The organism is Pedobacter sp. AW31-3R, assembly GCF_052180285.1.
Taxonomy (GTDB): domain Bacteria; phylum Bacteroidota; class Bacteroidia; order Sphingobacteriales; family Sphingobacteriaceae; genus Pedobacter.
Genome location: NZ_CP197475.1, coordinates 5237366 through 5259880, shown reverse-complemented (window position 1 = coordinate 5259880; position 22515 = coordinate 5237366). Strand labels below are relative to the sequence as shown.

Genomic DNA, 22515 nt, shown 5'->3' with positions numbered 1-22515 from the left:
CTTTATCTCTGCCTTCTCTTTATCCTGATCAACCGTTCAGGGAGTTCAGTGACCGATCTGCAGGTGCTCCATCTTTTTTCCTGCGAAAGTCTTATTTCCCATCACCATAAAACCCAGACTGAGATACAGGCGTTTCGCGGCCTGGTTATCCTCATCGACCAATAAGCCTAATATTTGATGGCGATTTACCACATATTCTTTAATCAGAAACCGGAGCATTTCCGAGCCGATACCCTTGCCTTGCTGATGAACATCTACCCCTAAACAGTCAATATACATCTCCGCTTCCTGGGTTTCATCTTCAAGAATTAATGTCATACCGTACTTACTTTTAACATAATCTAAAACCGGGGTTCTTAGTCTATGCAGTGCTGCTCCGTCATAAATGCAGGCAGCTGCAATTATGCCATGGTCCTCTTCTGCTACCCAGCAGTTTTCATAGGAGTATTGGTTGCCTCCTTTGCTGACAAAGGATAACATGAATTCTTTTGCCAGAACATCGTCTTTGCAACCAATAAACTGATAAATAATGTCACCCATAGCGAGTAGAATACATGTAGCAATGTCTTGTGAATCGGCTACTGTTGCTTTTCTTATCTTCATACCTTAACTTTCTTTAAAATGTCTGGTAAAATATTAGTCCATGTCGGGTTGACCCTGGCTTTTTCTTCAACATATGAAAATGGCCGGAATTTCTTCCGGCCATGATTGGGTTAAAATACCAACTTTATAGGATAGACATCAATTTCTTACCTAATAATGCAGTAATGCATTGCGCTGTTTACCAGATTCTCACCCTTTTATCCGGAGCAAGATATAAGGAATCTGTTGCTTTCACCTTAAACGCTTCATAAAATTCAGGTACGTTTCTCACCACACCATTTACCCTGAATTGTGCCGGTGAATGCGGATCTGTACCTACCTGTGTTCTCAATCCTTCTTCAGTAGATTTATTTGCCCAGACCTGTGCCCAGCCAATAAGCACCCGCTGTTCGCCGGTAAACCCATCCATTTCAGGAGCCGGTTTACCATGAAGACTCTCTTTGTAAGCCTTAATGGCGATGCTTAATCCACCAAGATCCCCGATATTCTCACCAAGGGTAAAATCCCCGTTTACATTCAGATCAGGGAAAACCTTAAAACTATTGTATTGTGCTACCAGTGCACTTGTACGTTTTTTAAATTCGCTTTTATCTTTCGCTGTCCACCAGTCGCGCATCACGCCATCCCCATCGAATGTACTTCCCTGATCATCGAATCCATGACCAATTTCATGACCAATCACTGCTCCGATTGCTCCGTAATTTACTGCATCTTCGGCAGTCATATCAAAGAAAGGAGGTTGCAGGATTGCCGCCGGAAATACGATCTCGTTCATTGGTGGATTGTAGTATGCATTTACAGTCTGAGGCGTCATGCCCCATTCGCTGCGGTCTACGGGCTTGCCCAGCTTATTTATTGTTCTGTTGTATTCAAATTCATCAGCACGCTTTTTATTCCCAAACAAATCATGCTTCACAATTTTCAGTGCGGAGTAGTCTCTCCATTTATCAGGATAACCTATTTTTGGCGTGAATTTACTGATCTTATCCAACGCCTGTTTTTTAGTACCTTCACTCATCCAGTCTAATGTTTTGATACTGGACTCATAAGCTTTCAACAGGTTACCTACCAGTTGTAACATGCGTTCTTTAGCCTCCGGAGAGAAATGCTTCTCTACATAAAGCTTGCCCAGCATCTCTCCGAGATTGTCATTCACCAGGTCCACTGCACGACGCCATTGGGGCATTTGCTCTTTTATTCCATTCAGGGTTTTTGAATAGAAATTGAAATGCTCTTTATCAAGTGCTGAATTCAGAAATGATGCTGATCCATTGATCGCCGTCCATTTTAAATAGGTTTTCCAGGTGGTTAGGGGTGTCTGTTTGAGTATGCCATTCAGGGCTTTGGTGTATGCAACCTGTGCAATGACAATACTATCGGTTCCCTTGATTCCTGCTTCACTGATCATCGTATTCCAGTCGAAGTCGGGAGTCAGTTTGCCCAGGTCTTTAATTGCATATTTATTATACAAACCTGCCATATTCCGCGTTTCCTCTTTTTTCATGTGGTTTACTGCCAGCTGGGTTTCCAGTGTCATGATTTTTGCCGCCGCTGCTTTTGCATCAGGCAGACCAGACAAACCAAGCATGGTTTCTACGTGGGTAACATATTGTGCCCTGATTTGAGCCGACCTGGCATCTTTAAGTAAATAATATTCACGCTCAGGTAATCCCAGGCCACCCTGCCAGGTGATCAACATATACCTTTTAGGGTCTTTCAGATCTTCCATCACACTTATCCCGAATGGGATGTCATGGCCGAATTTATTTGCATAAGCAAAGTAAGCCGAAAGATCTTTGGCCGAGGAAATCGCATCAATCTTTTTAAACTCCTCATTCAGGGGCTTCAGGCCTATCGCGTCACGTCCTTTACTATCGAGAAAGGATTCATAAAAGTCCCCGATTTTCTGCTCTTCAGAGCCCTCTTTTCCACCGGTCTTCACTGCGTTTTCGATGATGGCCTTGACGTCTTCCTGTGCCTTGTCATTGATAATGGCACCAACCCCATAACGGGATTTATCAGATGGAATACTGGTTTTTTTCAGCCATGTTCCATTCACATAGGCCATAAAATCATTACCCGGGAGTACAGTAGTATCCATATTCTGGGTAAGGATTCCTGATTTCAGTTCTTTTGGCTGATGGCTGCCAGTACCATTACAGGAAGCCATCAGTAATATTGTCCCTGCCAGTAGGGGAACACTACAAGATTTCATTGTTTTTATCTTCATTATGAATATATTAGTGTAGATGTCAAAACTAGAAAAAATAATTCACCATTCCGGTAGTTTATCCGAAATCGACAATGGAACCTGTTGCCTTGTTGCAAAAGGATAAAATAAGGCCGAACAGTCCGGTCATGTGCTTGTGCAGGAAAGAGACCTATCTGGTTATTCTATGTACTATCCGCGAGTAGTAAGCTGATTAAAGCTAAACAGAGCAGACCTGTGCTGCGTGTAAATCAGGTCCCCTGGATTGTTTCAGCGGTCAGGAAAATGGAGATGCCGGATCGAAAGATCCTTTGTACGTACGGACAATAAGAATAGGTCATGCCGCTTCTTTTTCTTTTATAAATAATGAATTAATCGCATATTTATTGACGATCAATTCCTGTGTTGGACAATGTCAAGCCCGATATTATTATGAAGAAACAGCTAAAATACATTGACGGTACATCAGATAAATTCTGGCAAATTGAAGTTGCCGATACAGCGTATACAGTGACTTATGGAAGAAACGGCACACCGGGACTTTCACAAACCAAATCATTTTCCAGTCATGAAGATTGCCTGAAAGCAGCAGAAAAACTGTTGAAGGAGAAAATGAAAAAGGGATATTCGGAGAATGGAGAAGTGGTTGCCGTTCCCTCAGCATCCAAATCAGGAAAAGATGCAAAAACTGATATTAAAGTTGTGCTGGAAGCTTATGATGCGATTCTTCTCTCCAGGAATCTGCAGGCACTTTTGCCTTTTTTAATGGAGCATTCAAAAGGTAATCTTGAAGCCTTAAAAAAACATTTTAGAAAGTGTAAACGGTACTGGTTAGATTATATAGATCTTGTCAATGAACCCGAATATAAGAAAAATGGGTCTAATTGGGGAGTAAGGGGAGATGCCATCCAGTCAGATATTATTGTACTGAGTGCGATTGCCCTGAGCAATAAAACCGACATCAATCCGTGGGATCAAGCCATAGAAATATTCAAAAGAGCTGAGGAACCATTCATCCTTGCCGTATTGAAATGGGCTAAACCCACATGGATTGCTGAATTCATATTGGAAAAATGTAAAAGAAGTGAGTGGATCAGATTCAATTACCTGCCATTGCGTTTTCTGGAAGATCAATCCTTAATTGAATTCCAGCCTGAATTGTATGCCTTAAGTCTGGCCTCATACAATGAATGGTCGGCTAAAATTAAACCAAGAGCGTTCATTACGCGTGTATTGAATGATAAGACTGCCTATGAACGGGAAGTCCCGGAATTGTTTAATTATGAAACCGGTCTGCATCAATCTTATTTCAGGGATAAAGACACTGAGCCCTACAATGCACATAGTCTCTGGCAAATCCTTTTCAATTCTCTGCTGGATGAAGGCAAACTGAGCAGGGCACATTTTATTGAACAAACCATTTTAATCCAGACCAAAGACTGGAACAATAGCCTTAAATCTTTTTTTCGCAAAAGGCTGACGGAATTAAATCCTGTCGCTGGGGAACTCTTGCCCTTTCAGGAGAATATCTTTGCCTGTCTGCAATATACCTATGCACCCGTAGTGAATTTCGCTATGGACCTGAGTAAGCTATTGTACCAGGAAAAGGAATTCGATGTAAATTCTTTTCTTGACTGGCTGGAACCGGTATTGATGGCAAATGATAACAAGGCAGCAATTAAAAGTGTGCTTCCGGTGTTGGAGAAGCTGAATAAGCTGTATCCGGAGCTCAATCAAAAAATCACCTTGCTGACTGCTAATGTTTACATGGTGCCGGATTTAAGTTTACAGGAGCGAGCAACTAAGCTGCTCCTGAAAATTGCCTCTGACAAAGATGAGGTCTTGAAGGAGAAACTATCTGATTACGTTTCCCTGATGCAGGGGAATATCAGTACTGACTTAAGTCAGCTTCTTCATCCGGATATAGCGACAATGGATCTGGAGGAAACGGTAGTTTACCGGTACGAACCAAAGAAAGAAAAAGTTTTGCTTCAGGAAGTTGAACTGCCGGAGGATTGGAATGATATCGTTTTTTTATTCGGAAAGTTTATGACCTCCGATGAAGTACTGGATGCTGAATTGTTGCTCCATGTATATATTAATCAACGGCATCTTTTTCCTGAAAATTATGCGGAACAACTGCAGCCTTATGGAAAGCAGTTGGAGAAGAAATACTTTGATAGTACTTATAAGTCTTATATCAGCGTTTTCTTACAGCAAAAGATTTACAACTATGATTACGTTTTTAAGGTGCAGGACAGTGCTTATCATAAAATAAAGACACTTTTATTGATCAAACCCTATCTCCATGCGGTCCAGCAAAGGATCGATAGTCTCCAGTCTATACCGATGCTTTCGTTTCCTTCCCACTATCCGTACTGGGTTGCGCCAAAGATATTACTGGAGCGGCTGATTACCTGTCAGCAGCTAGGAGTGGAAATCAATAAACTCGACCTGAGTATGGCCATCAGCAGGATGCCACGGGAAAATATTGCCGAAGCTATTCCTTTGCTCGAACAGTTGAATGCTGATCTGAGAGATCTGATGGCGTATTGCCTGGGAACAGAACCTGCAATTCTGCTCAAAAAACCATCTATACTCAATAAATTGCTGTCAAAAATAAAGACTGCAACGGATGATGGCCTGGAGGAGTTATGGGCCATGGCTGCCAGAACTTATTATCCCAACGAAACATTTCCGGAATTTAATGGAACTTCCCTTAAAAATGTTCCTTTCGTAGTATCTCCATTTTTTCCGGAAATCAGAATTGAGGAACGCTGGAATGAGTATGTAAATTACCAGACAAAGAAAAAGGAACGCTCCACATCCTGGTATGAAATACATATTCCCTTTCCCGGTTATCAGCAAACAACAGGATATTTTTTATATGGGTTGGACCTCTTCAGCCGGAAAAACACCTGGGATTATCTCTTGCATAGTGCGGGGAATGTGTATCATTGGAACAGCCTGATGCCACAAAATACTGACGCCCTAGCGGTTTTCCTTTTACGTTCCTCCTGTGTAACATCTGCTGGTGGTGGAGAGGAGCTTAAAGGATTTCTGAACATAGTGAACCAATATGGTTTCTTGTTTTCGGATACGGCTCTGCTTTTGTATGCCTGTACATTTTTCCAGGATAAGAAAGAGTTGCGGTTGATGTCCGCCGAGGTATTGATTAACCTGATAGAGAAGCGGTCGGTAGATCTTAACCTGCTTGCCCGGAAATTTTCCTTTCTTGCTTTTCACAAATACGGCCCTTTCCTAAGGTTAGTTGAGTGCATGGGGATGCTGAAGGAAGTCTCTTCATTACACAATTCAGCATGTTTACAGTTGATTGATGGCATATTTGAGGGGCTGTCCGGCATGGACAAGCTTCCTGTTAATTTTAAGAAATTGGTGGAACACTATGTCGATGTCCTTTACAAGACCAATTTGAAACCTTCGCCGCCTGTAATCACCTTATTTGAGAAACTAATGGCCAATACAGCTTTGAAAAAATTGGCAGCACAAATTTTAAACAGATGACAATGACAGATTTACAATATGCATATCAGGGAGTTTCCACCTATACGAAAGTGAAAGGTGTAAACAGCCTTGTTCTTGCCCATCAAACTGAGATTGAGGCCGTAAATACTATTCCCTGTTTCTTTTGGGGTAGCCTCACGGATCCATACGTGACTGCAAAATGCTGGAGTACCATTGCTAAAGTCGTGCGTTCCAGTTTCGGTCCTGTTCCACCCAGTCTTCGTGACCCGATTGTTTCAGCCGGTACAGAAAAAATCAGGTTTGAAGGTTTCTCTTCCTGCAATGGTGTGTATGTGAGATTGGATATGAAGCCGGAATCTATTGATGGAGAATTTATCGCCAATGGCACTACGAATGTGGATTTTAATGATCCCATGCTGAATGCCCTGAACAGTATCCAGAAAAATGAAAAAGTTACCCTGGCTGTCGGACAGAAAGATGTACAGGTAATTACTGCTAAAACTAAAGTCACAGAAAAGAAAGTAACACTGCCCATGCGCTGGATCAAAGGTCTGACGAGTGTACAGCTTTATCTTGCCGATATGGACCTGAAGTTTGAGCTGAATAGAATTCAGGCCATACAACTTTTTCAAACCCTGCCCAAAGGAAGTGTTAAGGGGGATTTTTTTATCACGAAACGCGCCGGTAAGTTTATGTTTTCTACCCTGGTGACAGCAGATGCGGTTCGGATCGGGGGTATTCACCGGTTGCGGCTGCTGGAGGGCATACTGGCATTGGCAGAGAAGGTTTATATCTATGAATCGGCAGATCAACAAACCTGTTCAATGGTCTGCGAATGTGGTAAAATGCAGTTACTGATGGCTTTTTCGCCTGATGCTTACCGTGGATTTTCAGGAGAAGGAAAGGCCCTGGAAAATATGAAGGAAGATGTTCCGGTAGAATGGGTGTATGGATTGAATAGTTTACTGAAATCAAATGAGACTTTTGATCCTACTTTATTATCCATAGCGCATGATATAGATTTCGGAACAATGGATCAGCTGACTTCCAGCTTGTCTTCCATTGGGCTGTTGGGTTATGACCTGACAGAACGTAACCATTTTTACAGACAGCTGCCATTCAAAGCTGAACGAATCCTGAGCTTAAACCCCCGGTTGAAAAATGCGAAAAAACTGATCGATAAGGAGGAAGTACAGATTTTACGGAATGAAGCAGGTTATATTGAGGCCAGTGTAAAAGGTACCGGCGTTCAGCATAAAGTTGTTCTGGATGGGAAAGGAGACCGCTGTACCTGTGAATGGTTTACTACCTATCAGGGGAAGAGGGGCATTTGTAAACATATACTGGCAGTGAAAATGGTGGTTTGATGATGATCACAACTACGCTGTAACTGGTCATGGCGATCCTATTTGTATGCTATTGATTTCCTGTTGAATGATTTACTGTGATTTTGTGTTGTGGAATTGCAATGGTTTTGATCCATTTTCTTATTCTTCCCCTTGCATTCTGGTAGGGTGAAGCAGTATTGAACTGGATCATTCTCCCTTGTGTCCAGTGCTCATACCATGGAACTTCATAAAGTTCCTCATTTGTTTTCGTTTCTATTAACATAAGGATCTTTTGTACGGTATGGTCTAATTTCTTGGTTAACCTGGGATAATCATCTTCAGCATAATCCTGATAAAACTTTTGGGCCAGCATGCCAAGCCCATTCCATTTATATCCCGTTTCAGGAAAATCCACAGGTTCATTGTTTTTTTTCTTTTGTTCCCATTTCAGCACGAGCTCTCCCCAGCCAATGAGGTAGGCGAGGAGGTTATTGATACTCATCAAAGTACCTTTTGCATGTCCTTCCAGTTCCTTGGCCGTAGCGGAGTTAACAGGGATTTTCAACAGCTCATCTCTGAGCTTAGTATAATTGGTGGTGATTGCTTGTTGTAATTCTTCTTTACTGTTTGGAACGGCCATGGGATTGCTCTTATCTTATTTTTTAACTCAAGTTTACCGGAAAAAGTATGAGTTTGAAATATGATTCTGGACACTAAACAGGTGTGGAGCGCATTACTGTTTTCGTCAATGGATTTGATGTGAGTCCCGGGCCAGGACCGGGAAGTATTTTAAATTTTTTCTTTCAGCTGGCCGATCTCTTTTTCCCTTTCCACCAATAAATTCCGTTGTGTTTCTATGAGTTCCTTTTGCAGGATGGAAGATGACTCAAGGGTTTTGATCTTGAGCTGGGCTGCTTCCAGTTCTGCACGTTTTTCCTGCTCTTCCTGTAATTTGAAGCTTAATAATGGTTCTTCCTGGTAAATATGCTGGAAAAAATTGTAGTTTAAAACTTTGCAGCAAAGCAGCAGTAGGGGAATGTCAATGCTTTCCCTGGTATAGATACTGTAGATATTCTCTCTGGTTGTATTCAGCTGCCTGCTCAGTGCGGTCGCCCCAACCCCCCTTTCCTTTGCTACTTCCTCTAACTTTTTACCCAAATGTATCATCTCACAAATTTTCCCAATTGTTTGATGTTTTGCTATTGGGCGCTGTACTTTAATACTAGCAAATTGTATGATATTTGTAACTATATGCTATAATAATTTTACAATATGAATTAAAAGTGTTTACTATGGTTATTTTACGTATAAAAAGGAAATTAATTATCTTTGTTATTGATTAATGAATTAAGGTTTAATCGACTGTATATTTTATGAAAATAACTATTATCCTTATCCTCCTGACGGGCATATTTTGCTCCTGTAAGAAAATGAATCTGGCTCCTGGTTCCGGAGAGCCAACAGTGAGTGATGGCGGTACGCCACTGTCATACCATCTTTTCAGCGATAGCCTGATTGTTTCCTCAGGATATTCTTTGTATGATGCCAGCAAAGGAAAAGTAACAGAAAGCCGGTTTTCTGATGATACAGGTTTTCTCTTTTCAGAAGGAGGGGGAGCCTACGCCATTCGTACCATTGGTTTTACTGATGCATGGGTGGAAGCGGGTAAAGATGAACTGAAAATCACTTTCCCTGCTAAGGCAAAACCACAGCTCATTTATAGCTACCAGGATGACCAGAAAATGGAAATCCATGAACATGTGGTGATTTATCAGGGTGCGGAAAGAAGTTACAGGTTAATCGCCTCCCGTAAAAATGCTTTCGATGTACCTGAACTGAACTATACGGGTGCATTTGTTGCCAATGCGTTGACTAGTGTTGGCCATAAGGTCACGCTTGCAGCATTTGCAGGAAAGGAAGAATAAGGACAGGTCTTTTGCAGCCCTGATAAATCCGTCATGTGCCTACCGAATACAAGCAGCCATGAAAACCGGGCTGGTGGACTCTTGAAATCCTGTGAAGAACAATTCATAAATTGAGAAACCAAGTTGTCGAGTTATTGAAAAACTACTGGAAAACAAGTTTATTCTATGAAAATAATGATAGTTTTGAGGGATACACAAAGCCGCTGCCTCAATGGATACCTCTCAGAAACCACAACTTACTGCACCATTACTCTGGTTAATGGCCATTTCATCAGGATTGGTTGTTGCCAATAATTACTATAACCAACCTCTTTTATCGCTGATTGCGAAAGACCTGCAGGTATCGGAATCCAGTGCCGGAAATATCGCTATGCTGACACAGATCGGTTATGCCGCAGGATTACTGACCATTGTGCCTCTCGGAGACCTGTTCCGCAGAAAAAGGCTGATTGTCATTGATTTTCTGTTTATTTTCCTCTCTGTTTTAGGAATCGCACTAAGTCAGTCGCTCTACCAGATCTACATCTTTAGTTTTTTAACCGGTTTAACCTGCGTTGTCCCACAATTGTTTATCCCTATGGCGGCAAGCCTTGCCCGTCCGGAGAAAAGAACCCAGTCTATCGGCCTGGTCATGAGCGGACTGCTGATTGGTATTCTGGGATCCAGAATCCTGAGTGGCTGGGTCGGCAACCTGTATGGCTGGCGTGCCATGTTTTTCATTGCTGCCGGGATTACATTGGTGCTTTGGGTAATGATCAGCTGGAAACTGCCAGAACTCTATCCCGTATATAAAGGGACTTATGCAAAGTTGATGCAATCTGTTTTGCATTATGCCAGGACAGAGCCTGCCTTACAGGCTGCTGCACTCCGTGGTGCTTTCCTGTTTGCCTCTTTTAGCGCATTCTGGACATCATTGGTCTTCCATCTCGCCCAACCTCCATTTAACGCAGGAAGTGAAATTGCCGGGGCTTTCGGTATTATTGGCATGGCCGGGGCACTGATGGCCGTTGGTGTGGGGAAGCTGGCGAAGAAAGTTTCCTTTTTCAAACTTACGGCATTTTTTATGTTGATTTTTCTATCCGCATGGTTCATCTTTTACCAAGGGGGAGACCAATACTGGACGCTGATCCTGGGGGTCATCATTCTGGATATAGCCATGCAGGCTACGCACATTATGAACCAATCTTCTATTTTTGCACTGCACCCTGAAGCCAATAACCGGTTGAATACGGTGTATATGACATCCTATTTTATTGGGGGTTCGCTGGGTACATTCCTCGCTGCTTTAAGCTGGTCGCATTGGCAATGGAACGGGGTGCTTGCCGTAGGTATGGGATTTAGCCTGCTTGCCTTGATGGTGCATATGGCATTTCGCAGAATTTATGCTAAATAAATGGCTTACAGCAATTAAACCGGCCGACTGTCAGCTGCCTTATATCACCGGGGAAGCTCCTTTCAAATGACCATCAGCGTATTTTTTTGTTGAAAATAGAACTAACTTGATTTATAATTATATATTTGCAGCCTTGAAAGGATTTTGGTCTGCATAACGTTTTGCAGTTTGCCAATTGAAATATCTCTTTTATTTTGGAAGGGATATAAGGAAATACATTTTCGATCAATTCGCATAGAATTCATAAAGATAAATTTAGTCAACAGGCACAAAGGCTTTGCTTGTGACACTGAACATAATCAATTGAAAAAAAGCCTTGCTTGCCCGATGGCTGGAAGGCTTTTAACTTTTAAAAGACAACCCAAATGCTCAATTTTGTTATCTTTGGCCCACCGGGTGCAGGCAAAGGCACCCAATCTGAAAAATTGATTGATAAATATCAATTGATACACATCTCTACCGGCGACCTTTTCAGGGCGCATATCAGTAACCAGACTACATTAGGACAAAAAGTAAGTGCGCTTATTGCTGACGGACAGCTTGTACCAGATGAGATCACGATTGCTATGCTGGAAGAAGAAGTGGACAAAAATCCATCAGCAAAAGGATTTATTTTTGACGGTTTCCCAAGAACAGTGCCTCAGGCCATTGCCCTTGACGAATTTCTGGAAAGTAAAGGAAGTTCCATCGCGGGTGTAATTGCTTTGGATGTGGACCAGGATGAACTGACAAAACGTATTGCTGAACGTCAGAAATTAACCAATAGGGTTGATGATCAGGCAGATAAATTGCAAAAACGCATTGAAGAGTATTTCAGTAAAACGATCCATGTTTTGCCGTACTACGAAGAACAGCAGAAATTAAGTAAAGTGAATGGTATCGGAAACATCGATGATATCTTTGCGGAATTATGCGCTGTTATAGATAAATATTAATAGAATAAAATTTGCAGATAGCGGGACGAATGTATGTTCATCCCGCTATTTTATATAAAAAGAAAAAATAAAAGGTTATGTCACAAGGTTCCAATTTTGTAGATTATGTTAAAATTTGCTGCCGCTCCGGTAAAGGAGGGGCCGGCTCTGCACATTTGCACCGCGATAAAATGACATCAACCGGTGGACCGGACGGCGGCGATGGCGGACGTGGCGGACACATTGTTTTGCGCGGTAACGGGCAGTTCTGGACGCTGCTGCACCTTAAGTATAGAAAACATATCATTGCTTCTGATGGTGGTGTGGGCTCCAGTGCAACCAGTTCAGGTAAATTCGGTAAAGATGAATATCTTGAGGTACCCCTGGGAACTATTGCCAGGGATGCGGAAACCGGAGAAGTCCTGTTTGAGATCACAGAAGACGGACAGACCAAAATCCTTATCCCTGGTGGACGCGGAGGCCTTGGCAACTGGCATTTCAAAACGTCTACCCTGCAGACTCCCCGTTTTGCCCAGCCTGGTGAGCCGGGAAAAGAACAATGGGTAGTCCTCGAACTGAAAGTACTGGCAGATGTTGGACTGGTAGGCTTCCCGAATGCCGGAAAATCGACCTTGCTTTCTGTTGTTTCTGCTGCCAAACCAGAAATTGCTGATTATCCTTTCACCACTATTGTTCCCAACCTGGGAATTGTTTCCTATCGTGCCAACAAATCTTTTGTTATGGCAGATATTCCTGGTATTATTGAAGGAGCCTCCAAAGGAAAAGGACTCGGATACCGTTTCCTACGACATATTGAGCGCAATTCTGTATTGCTATTTATGGTTCCTGCAGATACCAACAGGACAATCGGCGAAGAATATGCTATCCTGAAGCATGAACTTCTCGAATATAACCCGGAATTGATGCAGAAACCACACGTACTGGCGGTCACAAAATCTGATATGCTCGATGAAGAACTGATGGCAGAAATCAGGAAAGATATTCCTGCAAATATTCCTTCGGTATTTATTTCCTCCGTTGCACAAAAGGGTTTAACCGAGTTAAAAGATATGCTTTGGGAAGCTATCGGGGCAGAACCATCTTCCTCTCCGCAAAAATAAAATAACTATTATTTTATTGAATTATTTGTAATTCACCCGGATTTTGTCTAAATTGTGTTTAACAATCAACAGGTTATCGTTTCTGAGGGTTTTTTATCCTCAATAAAGCATTCTTTTGCTTTGTGAATGTCCGGTAGCTGTAAATTGCTTCACAATTTAAATTTCTGGAATTATGGATAAAAGATCGTTTAACGTCATGTTTACAATGGTAATTGCTTCGATGGTTTTAATTGGCACTTACAAAATCGCAAAAAAGAAAACCAATCCTGCTGCAAAAACGATATCAGTCAGCAATAAGGCCAGGAAATAAGCAAAGGGACACACCCTGTTCCCTGCTTTTCTAAAAGCCTGAGGCTTCTGCTTCATGCTGATCCGCTTTTGCGGGTGCACTGCTGCGCCAGAATGAATACGCAGCCTGTCAAAGGTGTCTTTGACCATTCCTGCCTGTGCTTTTTTGAGGCACAATACGATCTGATAATTTCTTACCTTTGTCCCAAAGCCGGATATTTCTCTCCGTGCGGCTTATTGTTTACCTACTTTCACATCCGGGATGAAACCTTATTTACGCCTGTTTAACTTTTCTCAAAAGGTTGACTATAAAATTGAAATTCTTGCAGGTCTTACCGTAGCAATGACGATGATCCCGGAATCCCTCTCTTTTGCTATTCTTGGTGGTTTTCCTCCATTGGTAGGTCTTTATGCTGCTTTCATTATGGGATTGGTTACTGCTATTTTTGGCGGAAGACCGGGAATGGTATCCGGTGGGGCAGGTGCTACGGTTGTCGTATTGATCGCATTGATGAGAACACATGGAATAGACTATGTTTTTGCTGCGGTAGCCCTGGCAGGGGTATTCCAGATCCTTACCGGACTCTTCAAACTGGGGAAATTTATCCGCCTCGTTCCCCAGCCGGTGATGTTTGGCTTTGTGAACGGATTGGCAATTATTATTTTTATGTCACAGCTGGAGCAGTTTAAAATTGGAGATAGCAGTAATTATGTATGGCTATCCGGTAATCCGCTATGGATCATGCTTTCCCTGGTATTACTGACCGTTTCTATTGTGATATTTTTTCCTAAGCTGACCAAGGCTGTGCCTTCTTCACTGGTCGCGATTATTGTTGTTTTCCTTCTTGTCTTTTTTTCCGGAATCGATACCAAACTGGTGAGGAATATTGCTTCGGTAAGTGGTGGTTTTCCTCCTTTTCATATTCCATCGATACCTTTAACTACCGCTGCGCTGGTCATTATCCTGCCTTATGCCTTAATTATGGCTGGAGTTGGGTTAACAGAAGGCTTGCTTACCCTGAATCTGGTAGATGAAATCACCAGTACCAAAGGGAACGGGAACAGGGAATGTATGGCACAGGGAGGCGCAAACATACTGAACGGCTTTTTTTCAGGAATGGGTGGATGCCCCATGATTGCACAAACACTGGTTAATCTCTCTGCGGGAGCCAGGTCGCGTCTTTCAGGCATTATTGCATCCCTGACGATCCTGCTTATCGTTCTTTTCGGGGCACCTGTGATTGAACGGGTACCCATGGCTGCATTGGTAGGGGTCATGGTGATGGTGGCTATCGGGACTTTCGAATGGATGAGCTTCAGGGTAATCAATAAGATGCCTGTTCAGGATATTTTCATTGGGATCAGTGTGGCTGCAATTACTGTATACCTGCATAACCTTGCCCTGGCGGTATTGATTGGAGTGGTTCTTTCTGCCCTGGTGTTTGCCTGGGAAAGTGCCAAGCGTATCCGTGTGAAAAAATATATGCGGACAGACGGAGTGATGTGTTATGAAGTTTCTGGTCCACTGTTCTTTGGTTCGGTTACAGGATTTTTGGAGCAGTTTGAGCTGTCTTCCGACCCTGAACATATCATTATTGATTTCAAAAACAGCAGGATAGCAGATATGTCAGCCATAGATGCGGTGAATAAATTGACTGACCGTTATAAAAAAATGCACAAAACTTTACACCTCACACACTTAAGTGCCGATTGTAAGCGTTTATTAAATAATGCCGATCAGCTGATCGAAGTGAATGTTTTGGAAGATCCGACGTATTTTGTTGCTTCTGAAGGGAATTATGCTTTAAAATAAGATGTTTTCTATGTTAAATTTTTATTAACAACTTATTTTATTCTAAAATTGACGTGTTGTAGGATTTATTTGATTGTTTTTTGTCGTAAATCACCATTATTATACTTTGTAATGGATTAAACTCCTAATTGTTGTGGGGATTGTTGATTTTTTTAGTGAAAAATGTATTTAATGTGCTGTTTTTAATTAAAAAGTGTTAAATTTGCAGTGTTGATCACAAAAAAGTCAAAGAAAAAGGTCACAATTGAAATGATAAGAGATAGGTGGTCAGTTCTTAACAGAATTGCTCAACTACCGAGAATTGTCTGGAAACTGTAATTCCGGTTAATAAATTCTCAATGAGAATTTTCTGGTTCGGTTTTTGAATAACAGGCAATATAGAAAAGATAAATAAGGTAGTATACTTGTTATGGTACCATAAAAGAAAAACCCGTTCATACAGGTTTATATTTGGTTAGAAAAGGGTTGTGTCTGGATGGAACAACCCTTTCTTGTTTTATAATCAATTTATCCTGGCCAGCAGGAATTTCTTTTTTTCTACAATTGATTGCGCATGACTTTACCCTTGATGATAAATAGTCTTTTAATCGCACTCCTTTCAATGATGGTGTCGCCGGTATAGGCCGGATTAAAAGCCCTTAGAACCAGGCTACTTTCATTGTAATGCTCAAATACTGATTTCACGGTAATCATATTGTTTGCAGTTTCATCTGTGATGATGAGATAGGCTTCGCCCCATTGAATCACCTCCATATTGGTCACTTCCCTCACCGCAATAATTTCTCCGCTTGCATATTTAGGGTACATACTGTCCCCATACACGGTAAGGAATGCATCGCAATCGTTCAGGGGTTTCAAATTTACATAGTATTCAGGAGTTTCCCTGAGCAGGTTGAACTCACTAAAAGTAATGTCAGAAAAGTTGACATTGAAAAAGGGAACACCTTTGTATTCCTCAGCGACAGTAGGTTCTTCTACAAACATCGACCCTTCCTGGTTGACCAGCCAGTTCATGGAGATCTTATGTATCCTTAAAATATCGGCCAGCAGGCGCTCTCCGATAATCCTTTTCCCATTTTCAATGGGAGAGAAGTTGTTTACATACTTTGTTGCCGGCCCGTAGAATTCTTTCAGGGTCATCTTTTTAGCCAACCGTACTTCTTTAATCCTTGGGCCAAAAGAGGCCCTTTCATCTTTTTTCACGTTGTTGAATTTATATGAATTAATACATTGATACTAAGGCGCCTCCGGAGGTGACGCAATAAAATGGCATAATGTAATATGGATTAATAGAATTGTGGTTAACAATTAATTAAAATCCGTAATAAATTCTAAATCCGTGTTCAATATTCCTGTTTCCATTGAAAGCAAAGCCGTAGGTTGCCCTGAAAATCAGCCGCTGAATGCCAAAATAAACCTCTGAATAGTTCTTCCTTAAAGGCTGGCTGAGGTAGTTGATGCCCAGCAGCTCTTCCAGTTTTAATTTGCGCAGTAAGGGTACCTTATTGCTCATTAAACCTGCAAAATTATGCTCAAAGTGCAGTTCCAGGTATTGTTCACTGCTGCTGTACTGGTAGAAATCGAGAAAGGAGAATTTTCTGAGTTCCGGAGCCGAAGTCAGTGAATTGTTCCCGCTGAAATGTTGCAAGTCGGGGTAGTATACGGCACGATTGTTCAGGAATTTACCGGCACTGATCGCAAATTTTGAATAACCCAGCATACCGGCACTCATCTTATCTTTTGATATTTCCAGGGAAAGCAGGTCGTAATCGGCGTCACTGTTCAGCAAGTCTTTGATCCCTTTTCTGTAATTTAATTTAAAGGTGGGGGAGGGCGACTCCTGGTAAAACTTGCCATTGGGGCGGGTAATGTATTGTTGTCCCATGGTATAGGTCAGGCTGGCACTGAAAGTCAATGCACGGTAGTCAGGGAAAAGCTGGCTTTCCGCATCCGGGCTAAAAGGGTTATTACTGGTAAACATCCTGTTTTTAAAATCGAAAAAGCTAAAATCGGTGGTATTGCTTAACTGTTCATTTTTAGCATAGTTGAGTATCAGCTCTGCCTGTAACCCGTTCGCCAGCTCCCTGCCGGTATTGGCCTGGAGGAAGTTTTTCTTGTAGAACTTGGAGAAATTCCTTTCAAATAATAGTGCGTTCAGGGAATTGGAAAGCAGGGGCATGCTTCCTAAGTTATTGAGGTCAACTATTCCATTCCCAAAAGAAATACCCACATTTGCGAGCTTCTGGGGATCATAATAATAGTTAGCCTTCAGGTTTGCCGTCAATGTTTCGTTGGAAAAGCCATAACGGATTTCGGGCCTGATCGTATAGTATTTACCCTCCTCCAGTATTTTTGAATAAGTTGCACCCAATTTAATGGCAAATCCTTCCACTGTATTGTAAAGGATAGATTTCAGCAGGGGGTCTATATTCAGGAATTTCTTGTCGGCGGTGTTCCTGAGGGTATATCCGGTCATGACAACCTTTCCCAGGCTGATTTTATTCAGTTCCCTGTCTACCGAATCCAGGTACCTACTGGAAGTCTTCCTGACAGCAATGCTGTCTTTTTTCCGGTAATCTGTTTTTTCTTCTGTACTTAATGGGATAGGGCGGTTTTTTGCCCAGTAGGTGGAATCTTTTTTATTTACGGTATCCGATATGCTCAACAGCTCCCCATTAAAAAAGCGAGGAGGGAATTTTGGATGGAGGTTATAGTTATCGAATACCCCCAGATAGTATCCTTCGAATTTAAACCCTAGTACGTTACCCCTGAAACGGAAGTTGATATCAGACGGGAGGTAGCTGTTTTCCACTTTAATGAATTGCTGCCTGATTTCCAGGGTGTCCAATACGTTAATGCCCGATTTCTTTGTCAGGTATAATGCAGTGCCCATTAATCTCCAGCTGTCCTCGGCAATATAAATTACCCCGCTGAATACAGGATCAGTATCATGCCTGGGGATGACCTCAATTTTATGGATGGTTTCCCCATTTTCCTCCGTAAAACCCAGGAGCTTATATTGGTAATAGGACATGGCATGATCTGCCACCGGTGAGACCACCCCGCGTGCCATCAGTTTATTCTCCAGCAGGATGTTTTCATAAAAATTGAGGTTCAGGTCGGATGCCTTATTGAAGCTGAAGGAATTGTTCCTCCCCGATATTTTCGAAGAAATCATTTCTTCACGTACCTTATCCGGAGATTTGAAATGGAAGATAGACTGTGATTCCGATAGATACAGTATTCCCTTCCTGTTGGTGTCCAGTTCGAGGACTTTCTCTATATCATTGCCTAAAAATCTTTTTGGGGCGGCAACGAGCTTTTGCATTCCTTTGATATAGACCTTTACTGTATAAGCATCATTCTCCCGGAGATAAGTTTTTCTCTTACGGATGGCTTTTTTCATGATACTTTCTGCCGGATCCTTCCCATTGGCCGCAATCGTTACCCCATTAAGTGTATAGGCTTCCTCCTCAAGGGTTATATTTTCTGTGCGATGCTGCCTGACCGTAAGGCTGCGTTCCAGTGTTTTATACCCGATAGCTTTAAATACCAGCGTCAGCTTCCCGCTGTCCACACGGAGGGTGTATTGTCCTTCTGTATTTGCCGAAGTGCCTTTTGCTGTATTTTTAAGATATATGGAAACGAAAGGAAGCGGAAGACCCTGTTTGTCTTTTATGGTTCCGTTAATGCTGAAAGTCTGCCCCAAAGTGCTGCCGCTGATTAGCAGAAAAAGAGAAAGGATAAGGTAGTGTAACTTCATATTTAAAACTGAATAAAATGGCAGGAAACTATCTGTTTCAACAGCACTGTTTTACATGGCTTGAAGGTAAGACAAATTAATTTATAGGTTAGGATGATAATTTATAACTTTGACGCCAACAGTTAAATAAAAGACAAACCATGTATAAAACACTGCAGCCGGTTCTACAGCAAGAACTTGAACAAATTGAAAATGACGGACTCTATAAAAGGGAGCGGGTAATTGTTACCCCCCAGGGTGCCGATATCAAAGTAAGCACCGGACAGGAAGTCGTGAATTTCTGCGCCAATAACTATCTGGGTCTTTCCTCAGATCCAAGGGTGACTGCAGCAGCGAAGAAAGCTATCGATCAATATGGTTATGGCATGTCATCGGTAAGGTTTATTTGCGGTACACAGGACGTTCATAAGGAGCTGGAAGAAAAGCTTTCCGCTTTTCTGGGCACTGAAGATACCATTTTATATGCCGCGGCATTCGATGCAAACGGAGGCGTATTCGAACCCCTGTTCAACGATCAGGACGCGATTATTTCAGATGAGCTGAACCATGCCTCTATTATTGATGGGGTCCGCTTGTGTAAGGCAAAACGTTTCAGGTATAAACACAGTGACCTGTCTGACCTGGAAGAGCAATTGAAAGCTGCTGCCGGTTGCCGCCACAGAATTATTGTGACTGACGGTGCTTTTTCAATGGATGGAACAATTGCACAATTGGATAAAATATGTGACCTGGCCGATAAGTATGAGGCATTGGTGATGATTGATGAATCGCACTGCTCTGGTTTTATGGGAAAAACAGGCAGGGGTACGCATGAGCATTGTGGGGTAATGGACAGGATAGATATCATTACCGGTACACTGGGCAAGGCCCTTGGTGGTGCATCAGGGGGCTTTACAGCAGGGAAGAAAGAAATTATTGATATGCTGCGCCAGCGTTCAAGACCCTATTTATTCTCGAATACACTGGCACCTGCAATTGCAGGCGCATCTGTTGCCGTATTGGACCTGCTGAGTGAAACTACCGAATTAAGGGATAAACTGGAGCAGAATACCATGTATTTCCGTCAGAAAATGACTGAAGCAGGTTTTGATATCAAAGAAGGAATTCACCCTATTGTGCCTGTGATGTTATATGATGCAAAACTGGCACAGGAATTTGCAGCAAGAATGCTGGAAGAAGGTATTTATGTGATCGGTTTTTACTATCCGGTAGTGCCACAGGGAAAAGCAAGAATCCGTGTACAGCTGTCGGCGGCACACGAACAACATCACCTGGATAAGGCGATTGCGGCTTTTATTAAAGTGGGCAGGGATTTAAAAGTGATCTAATCCTGTTGCATCAACAGGTATAAGGTCTCAGGATCGCATGAGGGTGTCCGGGTGGTCACCCTCATTTTTATTTCCGGAAGGTACCTCCCGGTTTAGCCGATATGATCTTTTTGTTTTAGGGCTGAACCATTTTTAGTGAACGGCCAAATATAATAATATACCGAAATAGCTGTATATTTGGCCTCATGTTGCAAGATAAGATCACAGAATATACCGCAGAAATAAATGCGTTTTCTACAGAGAATGCAGACGAATTAGAACAGTTCAGAATAAAATTCCTTGGTACTAAAGGGATTATCAAAGATATATTTGAGGAATTTAAGGCCGTTTCTGCTGAAGAGAAGAGGACACTGGGGAAAGTTTTGAATGAGTTTAAACAGCTTGCTGAAGCCAGATACCAAACCTTAAAAGAACAGGAACAGACAGAGACGGGTAAAAAAGATGCTGGTCTTGACCTTACCTTGCCTGGCGCAGGATTCGAAGTTGGTTCACGTCACCCTTTGGCACTGGTGAGAAGAGAAATTGTCAACATCTTCAGTAAATTGGGATTTGTTGTGGCAGAAGGTCCGGAGATTGAGGACGACTGGCATAACTTCTCTGCGCTGAACTTCCCTGAAGAACATCCGGCCAGAGATATGCAGGACACTTTTTTTATTAAAAAAGGTGGTGAAAAAGGGGATATCGCTTTGAGGACACATACTTCATCCGTGCAGGTGAGAATGATGGAAGCAGGCAAGCCGCCATTCAGGGCATTGATGCCGGGCCGTGTGTATCGTAATGAAGCCATCTCTGCAAGGGCACATTGCTTTTTCCACCAGGTGGAGGGATTGTATGTCGATGAAAATGTATCTTTTGCTGATTTGAAGCAGACCTTATTCTATTTCGTACAGGAATTATACGGTGAAGGTACGAAAGTACGTTTCCGTCCGTCCTACTTCCCTTTTACAGAACCTTCTGCTGAAATGGACATTTCCTGCACCATCTGTAAGGGCGCAGGCTGCCAGTTGTGTAAACACAGTGGATGGGTAGAAATCCTTGGCTGTGGAATGGTAGATCCGAATGTATTGGAGAACTGTGGTATCGACAGTAAAAAATATAGCGGTTTTGCTTTCGGAATGGGGATAGAGCGTATTGCCAACCTGAAATTCGAAATCAAGGACCTGCGTTTGTTTTCTGAGAATGATGTACGTTTTCTTAAACAATATAAAAGTTCATTGATCTAATCTTTTTTACATGATAAAGATGGTGGTAACAGGATTTATAGGCATGCTGATCATTGCCGGTTGCGGGAAGGTGCGCAACCAGGTACCCGACGTGCCTGTAAACTTTTCCATGCCGCTTACAGATCCCAGATTGCTTGCCTTAAGCAGTACAGGGGGGGCAGTTGTCCTGAACGGATATGGCGTTTCAGGCCTGATCCTCTACCGTACAATTTCAGGCAACTATAAGGCGTACGACCGCTGCAGTACTGTAAATCCGGAAAACCAGTGTGCCGTAGTGCTGGATAACCCGACATTTACGGTCACCGATGAATGTACAGGAGCTAAGTTTTTGCTCGAAGATGGCAGTCCTGCTAAAGCACCGGCGACTGTTGCTTTGAAGCAGTACAGTGTTTTTATTTCAGGAAATAATATACAAGTAACCAACTAATGGAACCAGAGAAGATTAAAGAGAGCATCATTAGGGCTGCTAAGGAATTGTTCAGGAAATATGGATACCACAAAACCAGTGTGAACGAAATCGCCAAAAAAGCCCGTATCGCTAAAGCTACGATCTATAAATATTTTGATAGCAAAGAACAGTTACTGGACGCTATCCTGATGAACTACCTTGACCTGAATTTGAATGAGATCTTAAAGAATAAGGCGCAGTTCAATGATGAAGAGGAGCACCTGAAGGCCCTGGTGATGAAAACCTGCCGCCTTACGTATACGGTCTGCAATGAATTTATCGGCTGGGATTTCGTCAGGGAGAATACCAACTCCCAGGAGTTCCTGAAGCACTTGTCGGATCAGCTGGAATCGCTCCTGCTTTCTGCATACCTTGGCCTTGACCATTTTAAAAATAATCCGTCCCGCAGAGAGGGACTGGCATTTCTCCTGAAGGCAAGTAAAAGTATTGTTTTCTCTTTCGCCTTTACCTCTGTCAGTGATTCTGATGTGAGAAAGAACTTCGTCAGTTTCCAGAAGGAATTACTCCCTTTTTTAGTAAAGGCCGCACTATAATACCTCATATTTCCAGCTTTCGACCAATCTCTCTTAAAAGCATATTTTTTTGCCATGGGAATATGTTGAACCGATTTGGTTTTGGGTATATAAACCTTTATATTTACTTCCAAGCATCA

The 22515-nt window shown here is 42.3% G+C and carries 18 protein-coding genes; 11 read left to right on the top strand and 7 right to left on the bottom strand.

Features of this window, described 5'->3' with window-relative positions; all coding sequences use genetic code 11:
• Positions 1-45: 45 nt before the first annotated feature.
• Both ACSBL2_RS21630 and ACSBL2_RS21625 read right to left on the bottom strand, forming a co-directional pair.
• Positions 46-603: a GNAT family N-acetyltransferase gene (locus tag ACSBL2_RS21630; protein WP_442588640.1), complete on the bottom strand. Its 558-nt coding sequence runs from the start codon at positions 601-603 to the stop codon at positions 46-48.
• Positions 604-781: 178 nt separating this feature from the next.
• Entirely contained in the window at positions 782-2833 is a 2052-nt protein-coding gene (locus ACSBL2_RS21625; protein ID WP_442588639.1) for a M13 family metallopeptidase, read from the bottom strand.
• 411 nt (positions 2834-3244) lie between these two features.
• Here ACSBL2_RS21625 and ACSBL2_RS21620 point away from each other — a divergent pair, with 411 nt between their 5' ends.
• Positions 3245-6337 (top strand): DUF6493 family protein, encoded by a 3093-nt coding sequence (locus tag ACSBL2_RS21620; RefSeq protein WP_442588638.1) that lies wholly within the window; start codon positions 3245-3247, stop codon positions 6335-6337.
• Positions 6338-6339: 2 nt separating this feature from the next.
• A complete protein-coding gene (locus tag ACSBL2_RS21615; RefSeq protein WP_442588637.1) occupies positions 6340-7665 on the top strand; it encodes an SWIM zinc finger family protein in 1326 nt (441 codons plus the stop codon).
• Between the two features lie 49 nt (positions 7666-7714).
• Here the strand turns inward: ACSBL2_RS21615 and ACSBL2_RS21610 are convergent, their stop codons facing one another.
• On the bottom strand, positions 7715-8266 hold the full coding sequence (locus tag ACSBL2_RS21610; protein WP_442588636.1) for a ClbS/DfsB family four-helix bundle protein: 552 nt from the start codon (positions 8264-8266) through the stop codon (positions 7715-7717).
• Between the two features lie 149 nt (positions 8267-8415).
• Positions 8416-8793: a hypothetical protein gene (locus tag ACSBL2_RS21605; protein ID WP_442588635.1), complete on the bottom strand. Its 378-nt coding sequence runs from the start codon at positions 8791-8793 to the stop codon at positions 8416-8418.
• Positions 8794-8999: 206 nt separating this feature from the next.
• Here ACSBL2_RS21605 and ACSBL2_RS21600 point away from each other — a divergent pair, with 206 nt between their 5' ends.
• From ACSBL2_RS21600 to obgE, 4 genes are all read left to right on the top strand, one after another.
• Complete coding sequence (locus tag ACSBL2_RS21600) at positions 9000-9551, top strand: hypothetical protein (RefSeq protein ID WP_442588634.1); 552 nt, start codon at positions 9000-9002, stop codon at positions 9549-9551.
• Positions 9552-9762: 211 nt separating this feature from the next.
• Positions 9763-10944, top strand: a complete 1182-nt coding sequence (locus ACSBL2_RS21595) for an MFS transporter (protein WP_442588633.1) — start codon at positions 9763-9765, stop codon at positions 10942-10944.
• Positions 10945-11309: 365 nt separating this feature from the next.
• Complete coding sequence (locus ACSBL2_RS21590; RefSeq protein ID WP_442588632.1) at positions 11310-11879, top strand: adenylate kinase; 570 nt, start codon at positions 11310-11312, stop codon at positions 11877-11879.
• A 77-nt stretch (positions 11880-11956) separates the two neighbouring features.
• A complete protein-coding gene (gene obgE, locus ACSBL2_RS21585) occupies positions 11957-12979 on the top strand; it encodes a GTPase ObgE (protein WP_442588631.1) in 1023 nt (340 codons plus the stop codon).
• Positions 12980-13216: 237 nt separating this feature from the next.
• On the opposite strand, the gene ACSBL2_RS21580 is transcribed toward obgE, so the two are convergent.
• Entirely contained in the window at positions 13217-13417 is a 201-nt protein-coding gene (locus ACSBL2_RS21580; RefSeq protein ID WP_442588630.1) for a hypothetical protein, read from the bottom strand.
• Positions 13418-13529: 112 nt separating this feature from the next.
• Here ACSBL2_RS21580 and ACSBL2_RS21575 point away from each other — a divergent pair, with 112 nt between their 5' ends.
• Complete coding sequence (locus ACSBL2_RS21575) at positions 13530-15080, top strand: SulP family inorganic anion transporter (protein ID WP_442588629.1); 1551 nt, start codon at positions 13530-13532, stop codon at positions 15078-15080.
• 537 nt (positions 15081-15617) lie between these two features.
• On the opposite strand, the gene ACSBL2_RS21570 is transcribed toward ACSBL2_RS21575, so the two are convergent.
• Together ACSBL2_RS21570 and ACSBL2_RS21565 are read right to left on the bottom strand one after the other, a co-directional pair.
• Positions 15618-16283 carry an XRE family transcriptional regulator gene (locus ACSBL2_RS21570; protein WP_442588628.1) on the bottom strand — a complete coding sequence of 222 codons (666 nt, stop codon included), beginning with the start codon at positions 16281-16283 and terminating at the stop codon, positions 15618-15620.
• Between the two features lie 109 nt (positions 16284-16392).
• Entirely contained in the window at positions 16393-18843 is a 2451-nt protein-coding gene (locus tag ACSBL2_RS21565; RefSeq protein ID WP_442588627.1) for a DUF5686 and carboxypeptidase regulatory-like domain-containing protein, read from the bottom strand.
• A 140-nt stretch (positions 18844-18983) separates the two neighbouring features.
• On the opposite strand from ACSBL2_RS21565, the gene kbl reads away from it, so the two are divergent.
• The 4 genes from kbl (at position 18984) to ACSBL2_RS21545 (ending at position 22396) form a co-directional block, all read left to right on the top strand.
• The gene (kbl, locus tag ACSBL2_RS21560) at positions 18984-20171 is read left to right on the top strand and encodes a glycine C-acetyltransferase (protein ID WP_442588626.1); all 1188 of its coding nucleotides are present in this window, start codon (positions 18984-18986) and stop codon (positions 20169-20171) included.
• A 185-nt stretch (positions 20172-20356) separates the two neighbouring features.
• Complete coding sequence (gene pheS, locus ACSBL2_RS21555) at positions 20357-21394, top strand: phenylalanine--tRNA ligase subunit alpha (protein WP_442588625.1); 1038 nt, start codon at positions 20357-20359, stop codon at positions 21392-21394.
• A gap of 10 nt (positions 21395-21404) precedes the next feature.
• A complete protein-coding gene (locus tag ACSBL2_RS21550; RefSeq protein WP_442588624.1) occupies positions 21405-21821 on the top strand; it encodes a hypothetical protein in 417 nt (138 codons plus the stop codon).
• Positions 21821-22396: a TetR/AcrR family transcriptional regulator gene (locus tag ACSBL2_RS21545; RefSeq protein WP_442588623.1), complete on the top strand. Its 576-nt coding sequence runs from the start codon at positions 21821-21823 to the stop codon at positions 22394-22396. The genes ACSBL2_RS21550 and ACSBL2_RS21545 overlap by 1 nt, the downstream gene beginning before the upstream one ends.
• Positions 22397-22515: the final 119 nt, after the last annotated feature.